The organism is Paraclostridium bifermentans (assembly GCF_019916025.1).
GTDB classification, from domain to species: domain Bacteria; phylum Bacillota; class Clostridia; order Peptostreptococcales; family Peptostreptococcaceae; genus Paraclostridium; species Paraclostridium bifermentans.
Genome location: NZ_CP079737.1, coordinates 429,901 through 454,098 on the forward strand (window position 1 = coordinate 429,901; position 24,198 = coordinate 454,098).

At 26.9% G+C, this 24,198-nt stretch carries 22 protein-coding genes; 17 read left to right on the top strand and 5 right to left on the bottom strand.

The annotated features are described in order from the left end of the window. The first annotated feature begins 39 nt into the window (after positions 1–39). From KXZ80_RS02255 to KXZ80_RS02300, 10 genes are all read left to right on the top strand, one after another. Entirely contained in the window at positions 40–765 is a 726-nt protein-coding gene (locus KXZ80_RS02255) for a TraX family protein (RefSeq protein ID WP_021434014.1), read from the top strand. A gap of 185 nt (positions 766–950) precedes the next feature. Further along, complete coding sequence (locus KXZ80_RS02260) at positions 951–1,247, top strand: hypothetical protein (RefSeq protein ID WP_021434013.1); 297 nt, start codon at positions 951–953, stop codon at positions 1,245–1,247. 147 nt (positions 1,248–1,394) lie between these two features. Then, positions 1,395–2,063, top strand: coding sequence for a response regulator transcription factor (locus KXZ80_RS02265; RefSeq protein ID WP_021434012.1), 669 nt, complete (start codon positions 1,395–1,397; stop codon positions 2,061–2,063). Between the two features lie 181 nt (positions 2,064–2,244). Then, positions 2,245–3,789 carry a murein biosynthesis integral membrane protein MurJ gene (murJ, locus tag KXZ80_RS02270; RefSeq protein WP_021434011.1) on the top strand — a complete coding sequence of 515 codons (1,545 nt, stop codon included), beginning with the start codon at positions 2,245–2,247 and terminating at the stop codon, positions 3,787–3,789. A 138-nt stretch (positions 3,790–3,927) separates the two neighbouring features. Continuing rightward, entirely contained in the window at positions 3,928–4,692 is a 765-nt protein-coding gene (locus KXZ80_RS02275) for an ABC transporter ATP-binding protein (protein ID WP_021434010.1), read from the top strand. Next, on the top strand, positions 4,679–6,580 hold the full coding sequence (locus tag KXZ80_RS02280; protein WP_021434009.1) for an ABC transporter permease: 1,902 nt from the start codon (positions 4,679–4,681) through the stop codon (positions 6,578–6,580). Before KXZ80_RS02275 ends, KXZ80_RS02280 begins: the two co-directional genes overlap by 14 nt. Before the next feature lie 196 nt (positions 6,581–6,776). Then, on the top strand, positions 6,777–7,541 hold the full coding sequence (locus tag KXZ80_RS02285; protein WP_021434008.1) for an ABC transporter ATP-binding protein: 765 nt from the start codon (positions 6,777–6,779) through the stop codon (positions 7,539–7,541). Further along, positions 7,528–9,447, top strand: coding sequence for an ABC transporter permease (locus tag KXZ80_RS02290; protein ID WP_021434007.1), 1,920 nt, complete (start codon positions 7,528–7,530; stop codon positions 9,445–9,447). The genes KXZ80_RS02285 and KXZ80_RS02290 overlap by 14 nt, the downstream gene beginning before the upstream one ends. 10 nt (positions 9,448–9,457) lie before the next feature. Next, positions 9,458–9,961: a transglycosylase SLT domain-containing protein gene (locus KXZ80_RS02295; RefSeq protein WP_021434006.1), complete on the top strand. Its 504-nt coding sequence runs from the start codon at positions 9,458–9,460 to the stop codon at positions 9,959–9,961. 104 nt (positions 9,962–10,065) lie between these two features. Beyond that, positions 10,066–10,398, top strand: coding sequence for a winged helix-turn-helix transcriptional regulator (locus KXZ80_RS02300; protein WP_021434005.1), 333 nt, complete (start codon positions 10,066–10,068; stop codon positions 10,396–10,398). Positions 10,399–10,434: 36 nt separating this feature from the next. Here KXZ80_RS02300 and KXZ80_RS02305 read toward each other — a convergent pair whose 3' ends face one another. Next, positions 10,435–11,358, bottom strand: coding sequence for a DUF5692 family protein (locus KXZ80_RS02305; protein ID WP_021434004.1), 924 nt, complete (start codon positions 11,356–11,358; stop codon positions 10,435–10,437). 217 nt (positions 11,359–11,575) lie between these two features. Here KXZ80_RS02305 and KXZ80_RS02310 point away from each other — a divergent pair, with 217 nt between their 5' ends. After that, positions 11,576–11,917 (top strand): hydrogenase maturation nickel metallochaperone HypA/HybF, encoded by a 342-nt coding sequence (locus tag KXZ80_RS02310; protein ID WP_021434003.1) that lies wholly within the window; start codon positions 11,576–11,578, stop codon positions 11,915–11,917. A 49-nt stretch (positions 11,918–11,966) separates the two neighbouring features. Here KXZ80_RS02310 and KXZ80_RS02315 read toward each other — a convergent pair whose 3' ends face one another. Both KXZ80_RS02315 and KXZ80_RS02320 read right to left on the bottom strand, forming a co-directional pair. Continuing rightward, entirely contained in the window at positions 11,967–12,440 is a 474-nt protein-coding gene (locus KXZ80_RS02315; protein ID WP_021434002.1) for a cupin domain-containing protein, read from the bottom strand. 103 nt (positions 12,441–12,543) lie between these two features. Then, positions 12,544–13,101, bottom strand: coding sequence for a DUF6143 family protein (locus KXZ80_RS02320; RefSeq protein ID WP_021434001.1), 558 nt, complete (start codon positions 13,099–13,101; stop codon positions 12,544–12,546). 300 nt (positions 13,102–13,401) lie between these two features. On the opposite strand from KXZ80_RS02320, the gene KXZ80_RS02325 reads away from it, so the two are divergent. Next, positions 13,402–15,483 carry a methyl-accepting chemotaxis protein gene (locus tag KXZ80_RS02325; RefSeq protein WP_021434000.1) on the top strand — a complete coding sequence of 694 codons (2,082 nt, stop codon included), beginning with the start codon at positions 13,402–13,404 and terminating at the stop codon, positions 15,481–15,483. A gap of 40 nt (positions 15,484–15,523) precedes the next feature. Here the strand turns inward: KXZ80_RS02325 and KXZ80_RS02330 are convergent, their stop codons facing one another. Next, positions 15,524–16,372: a patatin-like phospholipase family protein gene (locus KXZ80_RS02330; RefSeq protein ID WP_021433999.1), complete on the bottom strand. Its 849-nt coding sequence runs from the start codon at positions 16,370–16,372 to the stop codon at positions 15,524–15,526. A gap of 190 nt (positions 16,373–16,562) precedes the next feature. Here KXZ80_RS02330 and KXZ80_RS02335 point away from each other — a divergent pair, with 190 nt between their 5' ends. Together KXZ80_RS02335 and KXZ80_RS02340 are read left to right on the top strand one after the other, a co-directional pair. Beyond that, complete coding sequence (locus tag KXZ80_RS02335; protein WP_021433998.1) at positions 16,563–17,438, top strand: hypothetical protein; 876 nt, start codon at positions 16,563–16,565, stop codon at positions 17,436–17,438. 116 nt (positions 17,439–17,554) lie between these two features. Next, complete coding sequence (locus KXZ80_RS02340) at positions 17,555–18,481, top strand: chemotaxis protein (RefSeq protein WP_021433997.1); 927 nt, start codon at positions 17,555–17,557, stop codon at positions 18,479–18,481. Positions 18,482–18,514: 33 nt separating this feature from the next. On the opposite strand, the gene KXZ80_RS02345 is transcribed toward KXZ80_RS02340, so the two are convergent. Next, positions 18,515–19,045 (bottom strand): GNAT family N-acetyltransferase, encoded by a 531-nt coding sequence (locus tag KXZ80_RS02345; protein ID WP_021433996.1) that lies wholly within the window; start codon positions 19,043–19,045, stop codon positions 18,515–18,517. A gap of 176 nt (positions 19,046–19,221) precedes the next feature. Between KXZ80_RS02345 and KXZ80_RS02350 the strand changes: the two genes are divergently transcribed. The 3 genes from KXZ80_RS02350 (at position 19,222) to KXZ80_RS02360 (ending at position 24,070) form a co-directional block, all read left to right on the top strand. After that, positions 19,222–21,201 (top strand): molybdopterin-dependent oxidoreductase, encoded by a 1,980-nt coding sequence (locus KXZ80_RS02350; protein ID WP_021433995.1) that lies wholly within the window; start codon positions 19,222–19,224, stop codon positions 21,199–21,201. 190 nt (positions 21,202–21,391) lie between these two features. Then, positions 21,392–21,892, top strand: coding sequence for a thioredoxin family protein (locus tag KXZ80_RS02355; protein ID WP_021433994.1), 501 nt, complete (start codon positions 21,392–21,394; stop codon positions 21,890–21,892). 117 nt (positions 21,893–22,009) lie between these two features. After that, entirely contained in the window at positions 22,010–24,070 is a 2,061-nt protein-coding gene (locus KXZ80_RS02360; protein ID WP_021433993.1) for a sigma-54 interaction domain-containing protein, read from the top strand. Positions 24,071–24,198 lie beyond the last annotated feature (128 nt).

A 24,198-nucleotide genomic window follows, 5' to 3' on the forward strand; every position in this document is an offset into this window, starting at 1 on the left:
GGTATAATAAACGTATCATTGTATGAGAAGGAGAAAGATATGAAAAAATTTAATGCATTTCAAATAAAAATAGTATTATTAATACTTATGCTATTAGATCACTTATGGTTTGCATTTCCAACAGTATTTCCATCGTATATTCATGGAATAACTAGATTAGTATCGCCGATGTTTGCATACTTTTTAGTTGAAGGGTTCTTTTATACAAGGAGCAGAACTAAGTATGGGTTTAGATTACTTGGATTTGCTATATTTATGGAGGCTGGAAATTATATTTTGAACTTAATGCTTGCATCAAAACATGTTAGTGTTCATAACAATATTATGGCTACACTATTTATAGGTTTTGTTATTATTAATTTATTTGAATTAAGTAAAAATAAAGCAGGTATGAAAAAAGTATTTTTTATAATTTTAGGAATAACTGTATCTATAATAGCATTTCTAGAGGCTGGAATATTAGAAGGCTCAAACTCAATCATACCATTTATAATAATAACATATTGTTTTAGAGGGAACTTAAAAAAGCAATCAATAGGATATTTAATTATAGCTTTGATATTAGCAATTATTACACTAAGTGTTGATACAAGTTTTGATACTATCATGTTCAATTCGGACTTTTTATTGGTATTAGTTATACCAGTTATATTATTATATAATGGAGAAAGAGGCTTAAATAATAAGTTTAGTAAATATATGTTCTATGTATTCTACCCGTTACACTTATGGATATTAGCGATTATAAAATTTATGGTATCTTAATTTTAGCTAAAATTAGTATCAACAGTATTTTATGATAAAAACATTAAAAATAAATAAATTATTAGAAATATAAAATAATGAGCTCGTATCAATTGATATGAGCTTATTTTTTATGCTTAAAAAAATTGTAAAGTAACAAGGTTAAGAATAATTCATATTATGGTAAAGGAAGGAGATGAAAAAAGATGAATACAGCTAGAAATATAAATAAAATGCAAGAAAAATGTAAAGACCTAAAAGACTTTCATGTAATTATAAATTTAAAAGATGGAAGTAAATTTGATGGAATAATAACAGATTCAGACGACTATGGGGTAACTGTGTTAGTTGGAGAGGATGTTATAGATAATGAAGGCGAAATGACATCAAGACAAATGCCTAGAAGATATAGACGTTATAGAAGTAGAAGATTTCCATTTACATCATTAGTTGGACTATCATTATTACTTTATCCATTTATTGCACCGCCTTATCCATATTAATAAATATAGCCCATATAAAAAATTATGTGGGCTATATTTATTAATATGGACTTTTAGAGAAAATATTTTAATAACAATATAATAAAATTTAATTTATTAATATATAATATTTATTAAGGTTAATGATATCTATAGAAAGGATTTCATATGAAAAAGATACTTATAATAGAGGATGAAAAAAATATATCTTCATTTGTTAAAATGGAATTAGAATTTGAAGGATATATAACTCAAGTTATAGAGGATGGAAAACAAGGATTAGATGAAGCTATAAATAAAGATTATGATTTGATTTTATTAGATTTGATGCTTCCAAGTCTTAATGGTATAGAGATATGCAGAAGATTAAAAAAAGAAAAAAATACACCGATAATTATGTTGAGTGCAAAAGATAGTATTATGGATAAAGTATCGGGGCTTCAGATGGGAGCTGACGACTATGTAGCAAAGCCATTTGCAATTGAGGAGTTATTAGCAAGAATTCAAGTTGTTTTTAGAAGAGAAAATAAATCAAATTCTAAAAAATTAATTTTTAAAGATTTATCTATAAATATAGAATCTAGGTTAGTAAAAAAAGGTGATGAAGAATTGAACTTAACTAATAAGGAATATGAACTATTATTATATCTTATGGAAAATAAAGAGAAAGTTATATCGAGAGTTAGTTTACTAGAAAGTGTATGGGGATATAACTATGAAACAGAAACAAATGTTGTAGATGTTTATGTAAGACATTTAAGAAATAAGTTAGATACTGAAGATAAGGAAGAATATATAAAAACAGTAAGATCTATAGGATACGTAATGAGGTCTTAGTAATATTAAAGTGTGAAAAACAAAACATATAACCTGATTTTATTAGGATATATGTTTTGTTTTTTTATTTTGTTTTTAATCAAATTTTCATTTTTAGTTAATTTTATTTTAACTTTTGATAATTATAATAGTATGAAGAGTAAAATAATAAGATTAAATAAAAATATAAGGAGAAGTATGTATGTCAAAAGTAGCAAAAGCAGCTGTCGGATTAATGATAGCTACACTAATAGCGAAAGTTTTAGGGTTTGCAAGAGAGCTTACATTAGCTTCAGTATATGGAGCTTCTGGGACAAGCGATGCATTTTTAGTAGCTATGAATATACCTGCGGTTATATTTGCAGCAATAGGAACCTCTTTAGATACAGCGTTTATTCCTTTGTATCATGATATAAGAAAAAATGGCGGTAAAGAAGAATCAAATAAATTTACAAATAATGTATTAAATACAGTAATACTAATTTGTTTAGGACTTTCTGTGATAGGATTAATATTTACACCTCAAATTGTAAAATTATTTGCAGTTGGATTTAAAGGTGATGTATTTAACCAGGCAGTTTACTTTACAAGGGTCATGATACTTGGATTATCAGTTTTAGGTATGAGTTATATTATGACTGCATATTTACAGGTTAAAGATAATTTTGTAATTCCAGGATTGATGAGTGTACCAAATAATATTATAGTAATAGCTTCTATTATTTTAAGTGCAACAATAAATATACACTTACTTCCATGGGGAGCTTTACTAGGACTATCATTACAGTTTTTATTCCAATATCCCTTTGCAAGAAAAAAAGGATTTAAATACAAGCTATTTGTGGATTTTAATGATAAGTACCTAAGAAGATTACTTTGGCTTGTAATACCAGTTTTAATAGGTGTTGCAGTAAACCAAGTAAGTATTATTGTCGACAGAACTATAGCATCTACACTTGGTGAAGGAAGTATATCTGCATTAAACTATGCCAGCAAATTAAATCAATTCGTAATGGGTATGTTTATAGTATCAATTTCATCTGTAATTTATCCTATGTTATCTAAATTAACTACAGAAAATAATAAAGAAGAATTTTATAAGTCTATAAAAACATCTGTAAATACAGTAACACTTTTAGTTATACCTATATCAGCAGGAGCTATGATACTTGCTGAACCAATAGTAAGAATGCTTTTTGAAAGAGGAGAATTTGATGCAAGAGCAACACAAATGACTGCAATAGCTCTTGTGTTTTACTCTATAGGAATGATAGGTTTTGGGCTTAGAGATATACTTGGAAAAGTATTTTATTCACTACAAGATACAAAAACACCTATGAAAAATGCTATAATAACAATTGTCTTAAATATAGTATTAAATTTATTGTTTGTAAACTTTACTAATATGGGAATAGCTGGATTGGCGTTTGCAACTAGTATATCTGCTATTGTTACTATAGTATTGTTGTTTATAAGTTTAAGAAAAAAAATTGGACAATTTGGTGGCAAAGAAATTCTAATAGTTTTAATAAAATCAATTGTGTCAGCAGGATTAATGTCAGTAGTTACAATGTTTATATATAAGTTTTTAGGCGGAATGTTACCAGTTGGAAAATTATACGAAACTATATCGTTAGCTATATCTATAGGATGTGGAGCATTGACATATGGTATATGTATAATATTACTAAAGGTAGATGAAGTAAATTTAATTTTAGAGACTTTAAAAAACAAAATAAAAAGATAAGCAAAAAGGTATTGATGAAGATCAATGCCTTTTTTGATAAGCTTACAAATATGTAACAGTAATGATATATTAATCGATATTAGAAATTTAAAAAAGATTATATACTAGCCTTGTAATAATAAAAGGAGGTTGGTTAATATGGAAAAGATACTTGAAGTTAGAAATTTAATGAAATCATATGGGATAAATAAAAATACACAAACAGTATTAAATGGTATAGATCTTGATATAAACAAAGGTGAATTTGTAGGAGTAATGGGACCATCTGGGGCAGGAAAAAGTACACTTTTAAATATAGTATCAACTATAGACACTGCAACTAGCGGAGATGTGAAAATAGAAGGTAAAAACATAACAAACTTAAATAATAAACAAATATCAAAGTTTAGAAGAGAAAGTTTAGGATTTATATTCCAAGATTTTAACTTACTAGATACATTATCAGTAAAAGATAATATTGCACTACCTTTAGCACTTGCTCGTGCAAATGAAAAGACAATAAACAAGACTGTATTTTCAATTTCTAAAACACTAGGGATTGAAATGTTACTTGATAAATACCCCTATGAAATATCAGGAGGACAAAAACAAAGAACGGCTTGTGCAAGAGCTATAATTACAAATCCATCGTTGATATTAGCAGATGAGCCAACAGGAGCACTTGATTCTAAGTCATCAACAGATCTTTTAAATGCAATGACAAAGTTAAATGAAGAGCAAGATGCAACTATAATGATGGTTACACATGATGCATTTGCAGCTAGTTATTGTAAGAGAGTTTTATTTATTAAAGATGGATTAATATTTAAAGAAATAAATAGAAGAGGAACAAGAAAAGAATTTTTTAAAGAAATTTTAGATATATTATCGTTGATAGGTGGTGGAGATAATGATCTTATTTAATATAGCTAAGAAAAATGTACAAAAAAATTTTAAAGGATACTTTTTATACTTTTTTTCTATAGTTTTCACAGTAGCAATATATTATTCATTTAAAAATCTTCAATATAATCAAAGTTTAGGCGGTGCTTTAAAATTACTTGATAGGGCAGGAATAATATTTAATACAGCATCAATTGTAATAGCATTATTTTCAATTTTATTTATATGGTATTCAAATAGTTTTTTTATAAAAAAAAGAAAACAAGAGATTGGATTATATGCACTTTTAGGAATTGAAAATAAAGAGATAGGACTTTTACTATTCTTTGAAACATTAATAATAGGATTAACTGCACTTGTAATAGGCATATTATCTGGAGTGTTAATCTCTAAAGTAATGATAGATATACTTATACATCTTATCGGACTAGATTTAGATATAGCGCTTACTATATCATTAAAGGGAATAATTGACACATCAATATTATTTATTGGAATATTTTTAGTTATTGCGTATCAAAGTAATAGAATAATATACAAATTTAAGTTAATAGATTTATTTAAGGCTGAAAATATTTCAGAAAAACCTATAAAAGAATCTAAATTATTAGCTTTAATGTCAATGATATTTATACTTGGTGGATATTGTGTATATCTGTCAGTATTAAAAGGGTTTAGCGTAGTTGCAGCATCGTTTACAACTTTAATAATGGTAATAATCGGGACGATGTTATTTTTTAGCTCTTTGTTATACTTTATAATAAAAATGCAAAAAAAGAATGAGGCAAAATATTATAAAGGATTAAATATGTTATCGACATCTCAATTACTTTATAGAATAAGAAGCAATGCAAAAATGTTAGCTACAATAGCTATATTAAGTGCTACAACATTAACAGCTATAGGAGCGTCAATTTCGCTTTACTATTCTACTTATGATGCGGTAGAAAGAGAAACTCCATATTCATACACTATAATGAAAGATGATAAAAATTATGTAAAAGAATTTGAACAAGCTTTAAGTAAATCTAAAAACAATAAGTTAATTAATAAGTCTATATTCACTTATATAACATTAAATGCACCAAAAGAAACTAAAAATGGGTTTAGACCAAAATATATAGTAATATCACAATCCAATTTAAATCAAATATTAAAGATAAATAAACATAAAGAAGTAGACAAGATAAAGAATAATGAATTTATTTATGTAAATCCTAAAAGTTCAGGGTTTGATGGTGAAAAATTTAATGCTATAGATAAAGATGGTAAAAATATAGAATTAAAATTAAAATCAAATTCAAAAGAAAGACTATACAATTTATTCTCATCAGATGAAACTTTTGTTGTATCAGATAGTCAATTTGAAAATTTGAAATCTAATAATGAAACTAGTAATTATTACACATACAATATAACAAACCCAAAAGATGAAACTTTTAATCAAACTATTTTGAAATTATTAAAAAAATATGAAACATCTAATGAGCTGTTAATTGTATCATATTATGAAAATTTAAAAAGTGAATTTTCAATTTCAGGATTGTTGATGTTTATAGGTGTATTTATAGGACTGGTATTTATAATTTGTACAGGAAGTATAATCTTCTTTAAATTACTATCTGAAGGTCAAGATGAGGCACCTAGATATGCTATATTAAAGAAAATAGGGGTAGAAGATGAGGACATAAAGACATCTGTGTATAAACAAGTTGGAGTTAACTTTTTGATACCTTTAGCGGTAGGGAGTATGCACAGTACTGTAGCTAACTATGTTATTTGTCGTTCGGCTGGTCAAAACTTATCTGTAATAATGATGTGGACATTAATCCCATATTCAATAATTTATATAATATACTATTTAATTACTTCTAAGTTTTACTTTAATATAGTAACAAAATCAAAATAAGCAAAGAAGAATTAAAATTAAATATATAGGATATTTAGTATATAAAATTTGCTCAAAAAGATATTGATTTTTATCAATATCTTTTTTATTTTAATAAACTTACAAATCTGTAATTTTAATGATAGATAAATCGATATTAGAAAGTCATAAAAAATTATATACTTAGTATTGTAATAATCAAAGGAGGTTAACAAACATGACAAAAATACTTGAAGTTAGAAATTTAATGAAATCATATGGAACAAATAAAAATACACAAACAGTATTAAATGGTATAGATCTTGATATAAACAAAGGTGAGTTTGTAGGAGTAATGGGACCATCTGGGGCAGGGAAAAGTACACTTTTAAATATAGTATCAACTATAGATACTGCAACTAGCGGAGATGTGAAAATAGAAGGTAAAAATATAACAAACTTAAATAATAAACAAATATCAAAGTTTAGAAGAGAAAGTTTAGGATTTATATTCCAAGATTTTAACTTACTAGATACATTATCAGTAAAAGATAATATTGCACTACCTTTAGCACTTGCTCGTGCAAACGAAAAGACAATAAACAAAACTGTATTTTCAATTTCTAAAACACTAGGGATTGAAACATTACTTGATAAATACCCTTATGAAATATCAGGAGGACAAAAACAAAGAACGGCTTGTGCAAGAGCTATAATTACAAATCCATCGTTGATATTAGCAGATGAGCCAACAGGAGCACTTGATTCTAAGTCATCAACAGATCTTTTAAATGCAATGACAAAGTTAAATGAGGAACAGGATGCAACGATAATGATGGTTACACACGATGCATTTGCAGCTAGTTATTGTAAACGAGTTTTATTTATTAAAGACGGATTAATATTTAAAGAGATAAATAGAAGAGGAACAAGAAAAGAATTTTTTAAAGAAATTTTAGATGTATTATCATTGATAGGTGGTGGGGATAGTGATCTTATTTAATATAGCTAAGAAAAATGTACAAAAAAATCTTAAAGGATATTTTTTATACTTTTTCTCTATAGTTTTTACAGTAGGAATATATTATGCATTTAAAAACTTACAATATAATCCCAGTATAGATGCAGCTTTATCAGCAAGTTCTAAAGCATCAGCAGCATTTAATGCAGCATCAATTGTAATAGCATTATTCTCAGTACTGTTTATATGGTACTCAAATAGTTTCTTCATTAAAAAGAGGAAAAAAGAGATTGGACTATATGCATTATTAGGAATTGAAAACAAGGAGATAGGACTTTTATTATTCTTTGAAACATTAATAATAGGGGTAGCGGCTATTGTAATAGGTATAATATCGGGAATAGTATTTTCTAAACTGATGCTAGGAATACTTATAAAGCTTATAGGATTAGATTTAAGTATAAATTTTGCGGTTTCAATAAAAGGAATTTTTGACACATTTGTATTATTTATATTAATATTTTTAGTTATTGCGTATCAAAGTAATAGAATAATATATAAATTTAAGCTTATTGAATTATTTAAAGCTTCGAGCACATCTGAAAAAGCTAAAAAAGGATCAAAGCTATTAGCTATACTATCGATAGTTTTTATATTAGTTGGATATGGAGTGTATCTTTCTACAACAAATGGAATAGATTTAATTATTGGAGCATTTGTTACATTATTTATGGAAGTTATTGGTACATTTTTATTCTTTAGCTCATTTATGTTTTTTATAATTAAAAAACAACAAAAAAATGGGGCAAATTATTATAAAGGATTAAATATGATATCAACATCTCAATTACTATATAGAATAAAAAGTAATGCAAAGATGTTATCAGTAATAGCTATATTAAGTGCTACTACATTAACTGCAATAGGGGTATCTATATCGGTTTACTTTATGAGTTCTCAAGTTGTTGAAGAACAAGCACCATACTCTTATACTTTATCACTTGATAATAGAGAGTATATAAAAGAATTTGAAAAGACTTTATCAGATTCAAAAGATCACAAACTAGTTGATAAATTTGTAATTAGCTATATAAATTTAGATTCATATAAGGAAAATTCGCATGGATTTAAAGATTCATATCAAATAATATCTTTATCAAATTTAAATGAAATATTAAATTTAAATGGAGATAAAGAAATAGGTAATATAAACGATAATGAGTTTATTCATGTGTATCCTAAAGAAAGAGGATTTGATGCTAAATCATCTATAAATATAAACAATAATGGAAAAGATGTTGAATTAAATCTTAAATCACATATAGATGAAAAATTATATAATTCATTTAGTCCAGTAGATATGATTGTTGTTTCAGATACTGAATTTGAAAACTTAAAAATAAACAATAAAGTAGAAAATTATTACACATATAATATAACAAATCAAAAAGATGGAGAAAAATTTGATAAAGAAGTATTGAAATTAACAGAAAAATACTATACTGGAGATCAAAAAAGGCCAGCTTCAAGTTATGTTTTATCTTATTATGAAGCTTTTAAAGATGGATTTACAACTTCAGGAATTATGGTGTTTATAGGTGTATTTGTAGGTTTAGTATTCTTAGTTTGTACAGGTAGTGTAATTTTCTTCAAATTACTATCAGAAGCTCAAGATGAAGCACCTAGATACACTGTGTTAAATAAAATAGGAGTAGATGAAGATGATATAAAGTCATCTGTATATAAACAAGTTGGATTTAATTTCTTTTTACCTTTAGTATTAGGAGGTTTACACAGTGTTGTGGCAAATTATGTTGTTTGCCATATACTTGGACAAAATTTATCGGTAGTAATGTTGTGGACGTTAATTCCATATTCGATAATTTATATAACATATTATTTAATTACTTCTAAGTTCTATTTCAACATAGTAACTAAACGAAATTAGGAGGAATATTATGAAAAAAACATTATCTATAATAATAATATCACTACTAGTATTAATAGTAGGAGGAGTTGTTGTTGCAAGAACTGTTGTATATCCAGTAAAAGATATATCTGAAATAAAATCTATATCTAAAGAATATAATATTGATCCATACTTCTTAGCAGCGATAGGACACTTTGAATCTAGATTTGATGAAAAAGATTATGCAAAGAATGATAATAATGGGATATTAAGGCTTAGTGATGAAACTTCAATAAAATTAGCACATGAATTAAATATGAAAAATTTTAAACCAAGTGACTTAGTAGATGATAGAACAAGTTTAAAATTAGGTGCATATTATTTATCTAAATTTAAAGATGAAGGTTTAAGCAAAATGGTACAAGAATGGAATGTAAGAAATAAAGTAGATGATACTATGGATAGAAGAGCATATGCTAAAGAATATTATGTTCCTAAGATAGAAAATAACATAAAAATAATTAAAATGTTATACCCAGAAATGAGTTTTTAATAAAAGCGTAGATTATTCTACGCTTTTATTTTTGAAATATATAAGTATAATAGGTATAATAAAGTTTAAATTAAACAAAATTATGATAAGTAGGAGGAGTGAGAATGTACAACGTAGAGGATATGATATATGATTGTCCGGTTGAAGCTCTATCTAGTATTTTAGGTAAAAAATGGATACCTGCTATAATATGGCAAATCCAAGATACCAAAATAAGATTTGGAGAGTTGCAAAGATCTATAGAAGGATGTAGTAAGAAAATGCTAATCCAACAACTAGAAGTATTAATAGAAAATGGTATCATAATTAATGAAAAAAATACTGATAGCAAAGTAGTTGAATCTATTTATTATTTAAGCGAATCTGGATTAAGCTTATTACCAATAATGAAGAATATGATAATTTGGAGCAATAAAAATCTTGAATGTGGCAAATAAAAAAACCATCTCAAAATTATTGAGATGGCTTTTTATTTATTCAGCATATGCTTTTACTTCTTCATAGCACTGTAAATCAGTGTAAAGTTCTGAAGTATATGGATTACGTTTAGTTTTTCTTATTTTATAAATCATATAAATGAATAATGCTACATTAGCAATTAAAGCAACTGAACTTATTACAAGAAGTGCAGTTGGATTTTGTGTAGACTTAACAGCGAACTGTGATTCATCTATAAAAGAAGGACATGTCATTGCAAACATACACCATAGTGCTAGTGTTTGAGCACGATGTTGTAGCCAAGCTCCTTTTTTCAAAGTGAAAGCAGCTACAGTTGGAGCAACGAGTAAAGCAATTCCACAATACCAAGCATGATCACTTAAACAGTTGTAAGTGTATGCAAAGTTCCAAAGGTCATAAGCTATAATCCAGAACCAACACATATCTGGCCATAACATATCTTTACTTTTATCTTTACTAATACATATTCCCATCCAACCTGTGATAGTAATAATATTTAAAATTCCAGCAACACCGTTTAAGTAGTTCCAAGAACCACTGTATGTCATCATACCTTCAAAAACTTGTCTTGTAAGTCCAAGAGAACCTATTTGGAAATCACGAGCAACAGCCTCCATAATATTAATTGCAAGTATTAATGGTGGAAAGCATAAAACCCATTTATGCTTAGTAGCTCCATCTATATGACGTAATAACCAGAAACCTACACAACCAGCTAAGGCAGAGTAAACTTTTGCATAATGGAACCAATCATTTACGCTAGTACCTTTTGTAGTTTTAGGCCAAACAAAGAACGTAAGAATAATTGGAAGTATTATAAATAGTGAAACCCCACCCCACTTATAACGTCGCCCAACTTCATTTAATAGAACTAATACTATAAATACAAAAAATAACATTAGCCAATTTGATATTGGCTGAGATTCGAATAAAAACATTTTAATTATCCCCCCATCAACTGTAAAGTGTTTATTCACGAATATTGTAGCACTATTTATTTATAAATGAAAGCGATTTACCAAAAAAAGTAAGAAAACGAACAAAATATGTTCTTGAGTAATGAATTGACAAAAAAATGGTGTTATAATACTAGCGAGGGATTTATATTGTAAATATACCTTAAAAAATCAGCAGAAATAGGGGTAGGTGAATGACTTGCATGAGTTAGGGGTTGTAATTGAGGTTGTAAAAACTGTAGAAAGAGTTGTGTTAGAGCAAAATTTAAATAAGGTTGACACTATAGTACTTCAAATAGGAGAATTATCATCTATGATACCAAAATATATTAGAGAGTGTTATCCTGCTGCAGTTGATGGGACTATGTTACATGATACAAAGTTAGAAATAGAAATTTTACCAGGTAACGGTATTTGTAAAAAGTGTAATAAGGTATTTAATTTACTTGAAAATAATCGTAAATGCCCAAACTGTAATAGTGCAGAGTGGGAAATTTTAGGTGGGAAAGAATTTTTTATAAAAGAAATTATTGCTTGTTGATGCAAAACTTAAATAAAGAGTATGCAATATAATTGCATACTCTTTTTGATTAATTTCTAGTTAATTTGATTATTACATCTTCAAGATGAGGATACATTTTTAATAAATCATTTCTTTTGAATAATTCAAAGTCTTCAAATGTAAATGCAGGTGCTACCATACATCCAACTAATGCAAAACCATCATTATTCATTGAAGATCCAAATATATATCCTTTAGGAACTAAAATTTGTGGAAGTTCTCCGTTTTCAATATCTAGCCCTAATTGTTTAGTAATTAGCTCACCCTCTGGAGTAATCATATATATAGTAAGGGGTTGCCCATCATGATAGTACCACATTTCATCTGACTTTAGTCTATGAAAATTAGACACCTCTCCAGTCTCAAGTAAGAAGTATATACTAGTAAATAAATTTTTATCTTCTCTAAATAAATCTTTTGAAACTACTGACTCCTTATAGTAACCACCTTCAACATGAGGTGTCATACCTAGGTTTTCTATATAATATTTTGCTGATTTCATACTGTACCTCCTATGTATAATGTTTTCATTATAACATAAATCAAGGCACTCTGATCTTAGTTTAACAAGAGTGCCTTTAGTTAGATTTAATTAAAATATAAAATTAGCAAGTATGCTCATGATAATAGTATTTACAAGTATAAGGATATTCTTCCCACCATCCAAAAGCAACTACAACGTTTGAAGTAGTAGTCAATCCAGTTAAGTAAACAACTAGAGATTGACCTGGAGGAAGTATTATTTGTCCACCATCTACGATTTCTGTTGAAACAGGACCTACCACTCTAGAAAAAATTGGAACACCAGAAGGTGTAGAAGCATTAATCATATATTGTACTTGACCATAAGGAACAGGTTGGGGATTAATAGTTAAATTAGTTACGTTTACTAGATTACTAGTACTCATTCCAACTGGCAAAGTAGAATTAACGTAGAAAGCAGCATCTACTGCAGCACCTGATGGATTTTTTATAGTTATCACATTTACAAATAAATTTCTAGCAGAACCAGCTGGGTTAACTAATGCAGCTATAGCTGTAGTATTTACTCCTGTTGGATTCAATGCTGGAGTTTGACCTATAAAATATCTTCCTAATTCAGATTGATACAAAGCATAAGGGATAGAAATTTCTCTTTCAAATGAATTATTACCACATGTCATATATTATCACCTTTATATATATATTAGGGATAATAGTTATCCCTAATATATATTATTCAAAATTATTTAAAATGTGTTAAAAAATTTAATTAAATATACGAAAAATATCGAAGAAAGATGATTAAAAAATTATAAAAAATAATGATGAATTATTGAATTTAGTGTTAAAGAAAATCATCGATGGTTCGTAATATTATAAGTAGAACATTTTAGAGGTTAAATGTTGAAAATGGGTTGTTAAAAAGTTGTTAATATAAATTATATGTTAACAAATAAGGTTAAAAAAGGAGGAATAATTGTATGAAATCAAAAATTAAAACTAATATTAAGTACAAAAATAAAAGTATAAAAACTCAGCTTACTTTTATAATAGTATGTGTAGTAGTAGTTTGTTGTTTACTGTTAGGATCAATTACGAGTTACTTAAACTATAAAACTTCGAATGAGATTTTAGCAAATGCTGCTTTAGAAAATACTAAACAAGCATCACAAACAGTTGCACAAAAGATAAAGAATCTTAAAGATGCAACAATACAAACTGGTACAATAAAGGAACTTTCAGATCCTAAGGTAAGTGTTGAGGAGAAGAAAAATATTATAGCTAGAGAAGAGAAACTTACAGGATTAACTCTAGGACAAATTATATATGCAGATGGAAAGGATCTTTTCAGTGGAAAAGATTATTCATCTAGAGACTATTTTAAAATATCTATGCAAGGAGACGCATACATGAGTAGTCCTGTTGTAAGTAAAGTAACAGGAGATCTTACAATGGTAGTTTCAGCACCTATTTGGGAAAATGGAATACAAGGAAGCAAGATTGTAGGTATAGTAACTTTTGACGTAGATAAAAACTTTTTAAATGATATAGTTAATAATATAAAGATAAGTAAAAATAGTTATGCTTATTTAATAGATAGCAAGGGAACAACTATTGCACATAAGGATGTGAGTCTTGTAGCTGTTCAAAACTCTATAAAAGAGGCAAAAACAAATTCAAGTGTAAAATCATTTGCAGAAGCTGATAAAAAACTTATATCAGGTGAAACAGGAAATGCAGATGTAGAATTAAAAGGAGAAAAATGGATACTATCATATGCTCCAGTTGAAAATACTGATGGATGGGGAGTTGGAATAATGACCAACAAAGCAGATTTCCTTGGGCCGGTATATACTTCAATTGGGACAACTATTGGATTAGCAATAATATTTACTATAGTATCATTTATAGCAGCTATAAAGTTTGCTAATAAGATAGGAAATCCACTAAAAGCTTGTAGCGAAAGACTTAAAAAATTAGCAGAAGGAGATTTAAACTCAGAAACTCCACAAATAAATGAAGAAAATGAAATTGGATTATTAGCTAATGCTACAAATAAAATAGTTATTGATATGAGTGAAATGATTAGTACATTAATGTATGTATTAACAGAGATAAGTAATGGAAATTTAGATTTAGATACAAATGATGAAAAATTAAGTCATTTATTCATAAATGATTTTGAACCTATGTTAGTAGCTGTAAATAAAATTATTGATAGTTTAAATAGTACATTAGATCAAATAAACATAGCTGGAGAACAAGTTGCAATTAGCTCGATACAGTTATCAGAAGGAGCTCAAGTTCTTTCTCAAGGAGCAACGGAACAAGCTAGTTCTATCCAAGAACTTTCTGCAACTATAAGTGAAGTATCAGATCAAATTCAACAAACAGCTAAAAATGCAGTAAAAGCTAAGGCTATTTCAACAAAATCAAGTGTTGCTACAGATAAAGGTAAAAAGCAAATGCAAGAGATGATTACAGCTATGGATGAAATAAGCAGCACTTCAAATAGAATTGGAGATATAATTAAAAATATTGATGACATAGCATTCCAAACTAATATTTTAGCATTAAATGCAGCAGTAGAAGCAGCTCGTGCTGGAGAAGCAGGTAAAGGATTTGCAGTAGTTGCGGATGAAGTAAGAAATCTAGCTGAAAAATCAGCACAAAGTGCAAAAGATACAGCTGAGCTAATTGAAAGATCTTTACTAGCTATAGAAAATGGATCAAAGATTGTATCAGAAACAGCAATATCTCTTGAAGAAGTTGTTAATGGAGCTAAGACTTCATCTGAAGTTATACAAGAAATAGCGGACGCAAGTAATGAACAAGCTCAGCATATAAATCAAGTAAATACTGGAATGGAACAAATTTCAGTAGTAGTTCAAACAAACTCAGCAACTTCTGAAGAAAGTGCTGCAGCAAGCGAAGAACTATCAAGCCAAGCTAATATGTTAAGAGATCTTATTGGACAGTTTAAATTAAAAAATAATCAAGATAAGAAAGATAAGTATTTTGATGGAAAAATGTTATTTGACACAGAAGATTTTGAAATGTAACATTAAATAAAAATAACTGAACTTACATAAGTAAGTTCAGTTATTTTTTTATAAAATCTAAAATTTTATCATATAACTCCTTAGCATCATCATATCCTTCTTCATATAATGATGTGAGTTTTTTAGCATTCTTTTCAATTTGGCTAACATTAACTGGTTTTTTAGGTCTAATAACTAAGACATCCCCATCTTTTTCTAATTGATTTACTAAAGTAAGACTTTTGTTATAATTTAAATGTCTATTTTCAATTACTTTAATAAGATTTGGGTATTTCTTGTATTTTTTATTTACAATAGGAAGAAATTTTTGTTTGTTTTTTTTGTAAGTAACATCTCTAGTTAAAACAACTATATTCTTTTTATATCCTTGATTTAAAGAATACTCGATAGGTATTGAATCGGATACACCACCATCTACCAATTTAAAATCATCTATTTCTACTATATTTGCAAACATAGGTATTGAACAAGATGCTTGCATATAAATTATTTCTTTTTTCAAATCTTTTAACTCAAAGTATTCTGGAGATCCAGTTTCACAATTAGTAGCAACCACTACGAATTTAGATTTAGATTTAGCAAAAGTATCATAGTCATAAATATTTAGTTCATTAGGAATTTTATTGAACATAAAATCCATACCAAAAATTGATCCAGTTTTAATTAAATTAGAAAAACTTAAATACCTTTTATCGTTTAGATAGTCTACAGTAGCATTATATGCTCTTTTATATTGTTTTGATAAATACGAAGAAGCATGACAACTACCAGCAGATACACCGATTGTTATATCAACTTCTATATTTTTTTCTATAAAAAAATCTAAAACTCCAGCGGTGTATATACCACGCATACCGCCACCTTCTAATATTAAGCCTATTTTATTCATAGTATATCCTTTCTACAAAAACATTGATATATGCAAAGTTATTAACTTATAAATTGCTTTAAATATAAAATTATTATAAATTAATAACTTTATATTGTCTAGCTTTGAAGAATTTAACTTAGCTATAAATTATTTAATCCGTATATAAATAATATGATTATAAATTATTATCATATTTAGGAGTGAACTGATGATTAATAGTATAAATAAAAATTCTTATGATGTAGGAAATAAAACAAATATGGCTACAAGTAATAAAGAACAGTTAAAACAACAAATAAAAACTCCAAGCCAAGAATGTGAAGCTATAGTAAGTAGAATTAAAGATGAATTGAAAAAATCAACCTTAATAGCGATAAAAATTATAAGTGGAGAAAATATAAATAAATCAGAAGAAAAATTTATAAACCTTAAATATCCTGATATAAAAAAATTAGCTGAAAAATTGAACAAAGATATAAAGCAATTAAAGATTTTAATAAAAAATTGTAATTCAGATGAAGAAAGAAAAGAATTAATAAATAGAGAAATAAATAATGTAAAGCTTATGGGGAAAAAGGGGTTAATATCGGAAGTTGAAGTGAAGTTAAAATTAGGAGCTTTAAGTGAAGTAGAAAAATTTTCGAATACAGTGAAAATAGAAAATAAAAAGATTGAGGTTATAGCAATAAAGTTATTGAAGAATCAAAATTTAACTTCAAAAGAACTTGCTTTAATAGAAGAAAAAATACCAGATATAAAGCAAATAATTAACAAAATAATTAAAGAGAATAAATCATTAAAAGATGAGATTAACAATTGTAATAGAACTGAAGAAAAACAACAAAAAATATCAAAGACTTTTAATGACTTAGACAGTTTATTTAAGAATAATAGAATTTCAGATTTAGAGTTTAAGTTAAATTTATTTTATATAAATAGTTTAGAAAAGGAAATTAAAAAAGAAAAAAATAAACAGATTTGGATTAATCCTTATTTTTATTTAAATACTTCATCACTAGTTGATAATTTAAGTGGAGTGTTAATAATTATAGTAATTATTATAGCTATTTTAAAATTTATATAATATTTTAATAATAGATACACGAATATAGGTAAATACGTATCTCTAGATTTAAAAGAATCTTCCGTATATATAGAAAGTATATTTTATAGTTGAAAATAAGAAATCGGGAGGTAACTATGGGCGTTTCAGAGAACACTAGTAAAACAAAAATTCTTTTAGAATCGGGAACAAATGAACTTGAAATTATGGAGTTTACTATAGCAGGTGAATTATTTGGTATAAATGTTGCGAAAGTTAGAGAAATAATGATTGCGCAACCAGTAAAACAAATGCCTAACTCACATGAATTAGTAGAAGGTGTATTTAAGCCTAGAAATGAAATTATAACAGTTATAGATTTAGGTAGATATCTAAACTTACCTAAAACAGAAAATAAAAATAATGATATATTTATTGTAACTCATTTTAACAAATTAAACTTTGCTTTCCATGTTGAATCTGTAGTAGGTATTGCAAGAGTATCATGGCAAGCTATAAAAAAACCAGATAAAGTAATTTACGGTGGAGATGAAGGAGTATCAACTGGTATAGCAGAATATAAAGATAGACTTATAACTATACTAGACTTTGAAAAAATTATTGCAGAAATAAGTCCTGAGTCAAGTATTCAATATGAAGAAATAGATAGATTAGGTAAGCGTAAAGACACTGACAAAACTATACTAATAGTAGAAGATTCAATGTTACTTTCTAAGATGATAGTTGAATGTTTACACAAAGCGGGATACAAAAACACAATAAAAGTTGATAATGGGCAAGAGGCATGGGAATACTTAGAAGAAGTTAAGACTTGCGGAGAGCCAGTTAAAAAGCATGTTTCATGTATAGTTTCAGACATTGAAATGCCATTAATGGATGGACATAGATTAACAAAACTTGTAAAAGATGATAGTGTGCTTAAAGACATACCTTTAATATTATTCTCTTCATTAATAAGTGAAGAAATGAGAATAAAAGGTAAATCTATAGGTGCAGACGAACAAATAACTAAACCAGAAATTGCTAATTTAGTTAGCATAATTGATAGATTAGTAGAAAAATAAATAAAATAGGTACATGCTAGCATGTACCTATTTTTATATTTCAGAGTATTTCATTACTGTATTAGTTAAAAAATTACTAAAATTATTAAACTCAGACTTATTTATATCATTTGGATAAGTCATGATTTTTAGTTCATGAGCAGGTGTATCTTTTCTATAAGATGGATGAGTATGATCAAAACATTGTAATTTAAACCCTAATTTTGAATAAAAATTTAATCTCTTAATAGATACATCATCCAAAGGTGGATCTATTTCTAAAATTACATTTTTATTAATTTGACAAAACTCTTTAATGACTTTAGAGCCATAGCTTTTTCCTCTTAAATTTGAAGAAATTGCAAAATGCTCTATATATACAAATTCGCCTAAATTCCAATAAAATAAAAGTCCAATTAGTGACTCAGATTCACAAAGGGCCATGCAGTAATATCTTTCATCTTGTAAAGCTAAAACTTGATCCTCTAAAGTTCTTTGTTCAAATAATGGAAAGCTTGTATTATACATATTTATTATATCGTTCCAATATTTATTATTCTCAGATTGAATTCTTAAAAATTCCATATTATCACCTCATAAAAGTTATCTATATTTTGGTTAAATTGTCTAACATTATATCATATCTAAAAATTTATGCAAATTAAGCATATAAAGTATTGATTGTGTGTATAGATGTTTATATTATTATCTATAAAGAAAATATTATTTATCAAAATAAATAAGAGGGATGGGAATCATTAATGAAAATTTTAAGTCATGGATGTACGCTAGATTGTTTTGATTGTTGTAAGTTTAATGTATATGTAGAAGATGAAAAAGTTATAAAAATAGAGGGTGATAAAAACCACCCTTATACAAAAGGATTTATATGCAATAAAGGAAGAGCTCATTTAAAAAGACTAAATCATCCAGAAAGAATATATAATCCGTTGATAAAAATAGATGGAGTTTGGAATGAAATTAGTTTTGAAGAAGCTATAAATATAATTGCCCAAAAATTAAAGATATATAAAGATAAATACTCATCAAAATCTATACTATATTACACTCAATACGGAAGTGGTTCAGTTTTAAAAGATATAGGTGATATCTTCTTTAATTTTTATGGCGGAGTAAGTAAAAGCAAGGGAGGCCCTTGTTGGAGTGCTGGAATAAAAGCTCAAAAATATGATTATGGTACCTGTAAAAGTCATTCGTTAGAAGGTATGTTAAATAGTAAAAGTATTTTTATATGGGGAAAAAATCCTGCGTATACTACAATACATACATTTCAAATGATAAAAAAAGCAAAATCTAAAGGAGCAAAGGTAGTTGTTATAGATCCAATATACACAGATACAGCTAAGATTGCAGATAGATATATACGAATAAACCCAGGTACAGATGGAGCATTAGCTATGGCTATGACAAAAATTATAATACAAAAAGGAATTTGTGATAATGATTATATAGATAAATACGTATTAGGATTTGATATATATAAAGATTATATACTTAATTTAGATTTAGATGAATTATTAAATGAATGTGGAGTACAGCTCAATATAGTAGAAGAATTAGTAGAATTATATACAGATAGGTATTCTACTATATATATAGGGTATGGAACACAAAAATATAAAAATGGAGGAAATAATATAAGAGCTATAGATGCTTTAGGGGCTATAACTGGGCAAATAGGATTTGCTGGTGGAGGTATTAATTATGCAAACAAAGTATATCCATCAGTTTTAAATACAGATCCATTTAATAGTGAAGATTATTGTGATAATAGATTTTTCTATACTAGCCACATTAGTAAGTTTATAAAAGAATCTATGAATAGTAAAACTCCTATCAAAATGGCAGTTATAACAAAGAGTAATTTATTAAATCAACTAGCTGATGTAGTAGATATAAAACAAGCTTTTAATTATATAGAGTTCAAAGTGTGTTTCGATATGTTTATGACAGATACTGCAAAAGAGTGTGATTTATTTATACCATGTACAAATACTTTGGAGAGTGAAGATTTATTATATTCATCAATGACAAATCCTTATATTATATATAATGAAAAAGTAGTAAATCCTCAAAATAAACTAATGGATGAATATTATTTTTTTATGGAATTAGCAAAACGTTTAAACATAAAAGATTATCCAATGGTATCTAAGTTAGAATATATATGTGAGGTAATAAAGCCATTGATGGAACTTGATAGAAATATAAATTTAGATACAATAAAAAATAATTATTTGACTATACATAACCCTATAGCATGGGAAGATAAAATATTTGAAACTCCATCAAAAAAAATTGAACTATATTCAAACGATGCTATCCTAGATGGTGCAAATCCAATTCCTAGATATATAAAATCTGAGAAAAGAAATAAGTATAGATTACTAACTAATCACTGCAGAGATAGTATTTCTAGTCAGCATATGATGGATAAAGAGGAAATAGCAAAAGCGTATATAAATGAAGAAATGGCAGATAGAGAAGATATTAAAGAAAATGATATTGTAAAACTAGTTAGTAAAAATAGAAGTATAAAAGTTCAAATTAAAATAACTGACAGTGTAGGAGATAATACAATTTTAATTTATGTTGGATGGTGGAAAAAACATGGTAATCCAAATGTTTTAACATATAGTGGAATTTCAGATATGGGAGGGCAAGTAACCTATAATGAAACATTTGTGGAAATAGATAAATGGGTTAACAGGGTTAAATAAGAACCATAATAACCAATAAAACTAAAGCTAAAAATTAAATTGAAAAATTTTGAACAAATTATAGTTCTACGAAATATTGCATTTTCAGTATGTTGAAAATTATAAATAAGATTTAATGTAAAACTTTAAAACTGGCATAGTAATTGCTCTATATTAATAGTACAAAATTATATATGGAGGATTTATTAATATGGAAATGAACATCAAAGAGTTATTTGAAGTAGGAGTAAGTTTTGAGTCAGCTGTAGGAGTAGGAACAAAAGAAGAAAGATCTAGAGTAGTAAAAAATACTTCTCGTATTAACTTGCCAAATGATTTAGTAGAAGAGGTTAAAAACTTCGATAAAGAAATAAACTTTTTAGTTTCAGGTGAAATCTTTTGTCCAGATTTCCAACTTAATGTAAGTGTAGTTAAAAGACTTTGTGATTTAAATCAAAATTTCAATATGTCAGTAATAAGTATAACAAGAGGTAAAAAGTTTTTAGCACCTATTTTAAAAATTGAAAATTATAAAGCTCCTACAATTGCAGTTTTAGATAAAGAAATGAATGTTTTAGGAGTATTCGAGGAAACTCCTAAAGTTGTTTCAGCAATTGGTAACTTTGAAGAAATCAAATTAAATTATTTTAAAGGCGAGTACTTAACTGATACAGCAAAAGAGATTGTTGACTATATAAAAAAATGTAATTAAAAATATAGTAAAGAGAGATAAAGTTAATTTATCTCTCTTTCTTATATTTTGCAATTTATATATGATATTGTTATAATTTATTTAATGATTATAGACTATTAGATATGAGGGATAAAAATGAAAAAAAGAGAATTAGCTATAGTAACATTAAAAAAAGATGCAGGAGAAATATATGCAAATCAAATAAATTATTTTTTAGGAGACAGTATAAAGATAAACCTGTATTCTTTTGAAGAGGGCGGATTTACTTTCTTTGAAGAAAAACTAATTCTTCTTTCTGTGAATTTAAAATATGAAGAAATTTTAAATATGTGCAATCCAGATGCACAGATAATCATACCTAATTTAACTTTTGAAAAATCTAGTTTTGAAAAAATATGTAAGATAAATAAAAATGAAACTATATTTGTTTATAATTTATCAAAAAGTATGGCGTTAGAAACAATAGCAATTATATATAGATTAGGAGTAGATATTCCAAATCTTATACCTTGCTATCCTGAGATGAAAAAGGTACCACAAAACTCAATAGTTCTTACACCAGGAGAAAAAGTAAATATAGAAGCTAAAAATTGCAAAATTATAGATTTAGAATATAGAATAATAGATTTAAGTTCTATTGCAGATATAGCTATGAAGCTCAACTTAGAAAGTCTTATTCAAGAGGATTTAGTAAAAAAATTTATGGATAAGATTGTTCCAATTAGCTATATAACAGAAAAGCTTTTAGTAACCCAAACTAAATTAGAAAATCAATTTGATTTTTTATTATCTGCAATTGACGATGGCATTATTGGAGTTAGCAATGAGGGGATAGTACAGTTTTATAGTCACGTAGCAAGAGAAATATTATCTATTAATGGAAATGAAATGATAGGAAAATATATAGGTGAATATGTAAAATCTCTAGACTTTGATCAAATAATTAAAAAAGAAGTTCCGTATTTTCAAAAACTTATTAAAGTAAATAATATAGATATAAATATGGAGGTTAAATACACACACATAAGTGTTTTTAATGGATTTATAATAAAAGTATCTAAATTCCATCAAGCTGAAAAAAAACAAGCAAAGTTAAGGGCACAGCTAATGAGCTCAGGAAATATAAGCAAATATAACTTTGACGATATAATTGGATGCAGTGAATCTATACAAAATACAAAAAAAATTGCATATAAAATGGCTCAATCTGATTCATCGATTCTTATAATTGGTGAAAGTGGGACTGGTAAAGAGTTATTTGCTCAATCGATACATAGTGCATCAAGACGAAGCCAAGGCCCTTTTGTAGCTGTAAACTGCAGTACTTTTCAAGAAGGATTATTACAAAGTGAACTTTTCGGATATGATGAGGGGGCATTCACAGGAGCTAGAAAAGGTGGTAAAATTGGATTATTTGAACTAGCGAATAAAGGTACTATATTTTTAGATGAAATAGGAGAGATGGACTTAAACTCTCAAGCAACACTTCTTAGGGTAATTCAAGAAAAACAAATTAGAAGAGTTGGTTCAGATAAGATTATAGATGTGGATATAAGAATCATAGCAGCTACCAATAGAGATTTAAAAAAGTTAGTATGCGAAAATAAATTTAGAAAAGATTTATTTTATAGATTAAATGTATTGCCATTAAAAATTGCACCACTTAGAAATCGAAATGAAGATGTATTTTTAATTTTTGAATCATTTAAGAAAAATCTTGATGTGAAGTTTAATCTCTCGAATGAACTTGTTGAAATTTTTAAAACGTATAGCTGGGAAGGCAATATAAGGGAATTAAGAAATTTAGTAGAATATTGTTCATATTTAGATAAAAGTACGATAGAAGTATATGATTTGCCTGAGTATATGTTAGAGTCAATAAAACATAAAGATTACTGTTTGGAATTATCAAATAAAAATGAAATTAAAAAAATATCTAATTTAAAAAGAGATTTGAGAGATTATATATTTGTATTAGAAAAAATAAAAAATGCATATGATTTAAAGCAAAGAATTGGAAGAAGAAAAATATATGAATATGCATTATCAGAAAAGATATTTTTAACTGAGCAACAAATTAGAAGCATATTGATAGAGTTACAAGAGTTTGGATTTGTAAAAATTTTGTCTGGCCGAGGGGGGTCGGTAATAACAGAAAAAGGAATTATATTTTTAGAAGAAAACAAAAGAGTTTGATAGATAATATATATTATCTATCAAACTCTTTTTTCATTTAAAATTATTTAATATAAAGTAACATAAAAAAAAATTTTTAATATTATATAGATTAGGGGGACTTTACTTGGAAAATTTTAAAGGAGGTT

Coding starts and splice junctions, on each gene's coding strand:
- KXZ80_RS02305 (WP_021434004.1), bottom strand. CDS start 11,358: ATGTTTTTATTCGAATCTCAGCCAATATCAAATTGGCTAATGTTATTT.
- KXZ80_RS02320 (WP_021434001.1), bottom strand. CDS start 13,101: ATGACATGTGGTAATAATTCATTTGAAAGAGAAATTTCTATCCCTTAT.
- KXZ80_RS02345 (WP_021433996.1), bottom strand. CDS start 19,045: ATGGAATTTTTAAGAATTCAATCTGAGAATAATAAATATTGGAACGAT.
- KXZ80_RS02355 (WP_021433994.1), top strand. CDS start 21,392: ATGGAAATGAACATCAAAGAGTTATTTGAAGTAGGAGTAAGTTTTGAG.
- KXZ80_RS02255 (WP_021434014.1), top strand. CDS start 40: ATGAAAAAATTTAATGCATTTCAAATAAAAATAGTATTATTAATACTT.
- KXZ80_RS02265 (WP_021434012.1), top strand. CDS start 1,395: ATGAAAAAGATACTTATAATAGAGGATGAAAAAAATATATCTTCATTT.
- KXZ80_RS02315 (WP_021434002.1), bottom strand. CDS start 12,440: ATGAAATCAGCAAAATATTATATAGAAAACCTAGGTATGACACCTCAT.
- KXZ80_RS02295 (WP_021434006.1), top strand. CDS start 9,458: ATGAAAAAAACATTATCTATAATAATAATATCACTACTAGTATTAATA.
- KXZ80_RS02285 (WP_021434008.1), top strand. CDS start 6,777: ATGACAAAAATACTTGAAGTTAGAAATTTAATGAAATCATATGGAACA.
- KXZ80_RS02300 (WP_021434005.1), top strand. CDS start 10,066: ATGTACAACGTAGAGGATATGATATATGATTGTCCGGTTGAAGCTCTA.
- KXZ80_RS02330 (WP_021433999.1), bottom strand. CDS start 16,372: ATGAATAAAATAGGCTTAATATTAGAAGGTGGCGGTATGCGTGGTATA.
- KXZ80_RS02280 (WP_021434009.1), top strand. CDS start 4,679: ATGATCTTATTTAATATAGCTAAGAAAAATGTACAAAAAAATTTTAAA.
- KXZ80_RS02350 (WP_021433995.1), top strand. CDS start 19,222: ATGAAAATTTTAAGTCATGGATGTACGCTAGATTGTTTTGATTGTTGT.
- KXZ80_RS02260 (WP_021434013.1), top strand. CDS start 951: ATGAATACAGCTAGAAATATAAATAAAATGCAAGAAAAATGTAAAGAC.
- KXZ80_RS02275 (WP_021434010.1), top strand. CDS start 3,928: ATGGAAAAGATACTTGAAGTTAGAAATTTAATGAAATCATATGGGATA.
- KXZ80_RS02335 (WP_021433998.1), top strand. CDS start 16,563: ATGATTAATAGTATAAATAAAAATTCTTATGATGTAGGAAATAAAACA.
- KXZ80_RS02340 (WP_021433997.1), top strand. CDS start 17,555: ATGGGCGTTTCAGAGAACACTAGTAAAACAAAAATTCTTTTAGAATCG.
- KXZ80_RS02325 (WP_021434000.1), top strand. CDS start 13,402: ATGAAATCAAAAATTAAAACTAATATTAAGTACAAAAATAAAAGTATA.
- murJ (WP_021434011.1), top strand. CDS start 2,245: ATGTCAAAAGTAGCAAAAGCAGCTGTCGGATTAATGATAGCTACACTA.
- KXZ80_RS02360 (WP_021433993.1), top strand. CDS start 22,010: ATGAAAAAAAGAGAATTAGCTATAGTAACATTAAAAAAAGATGCAGGA.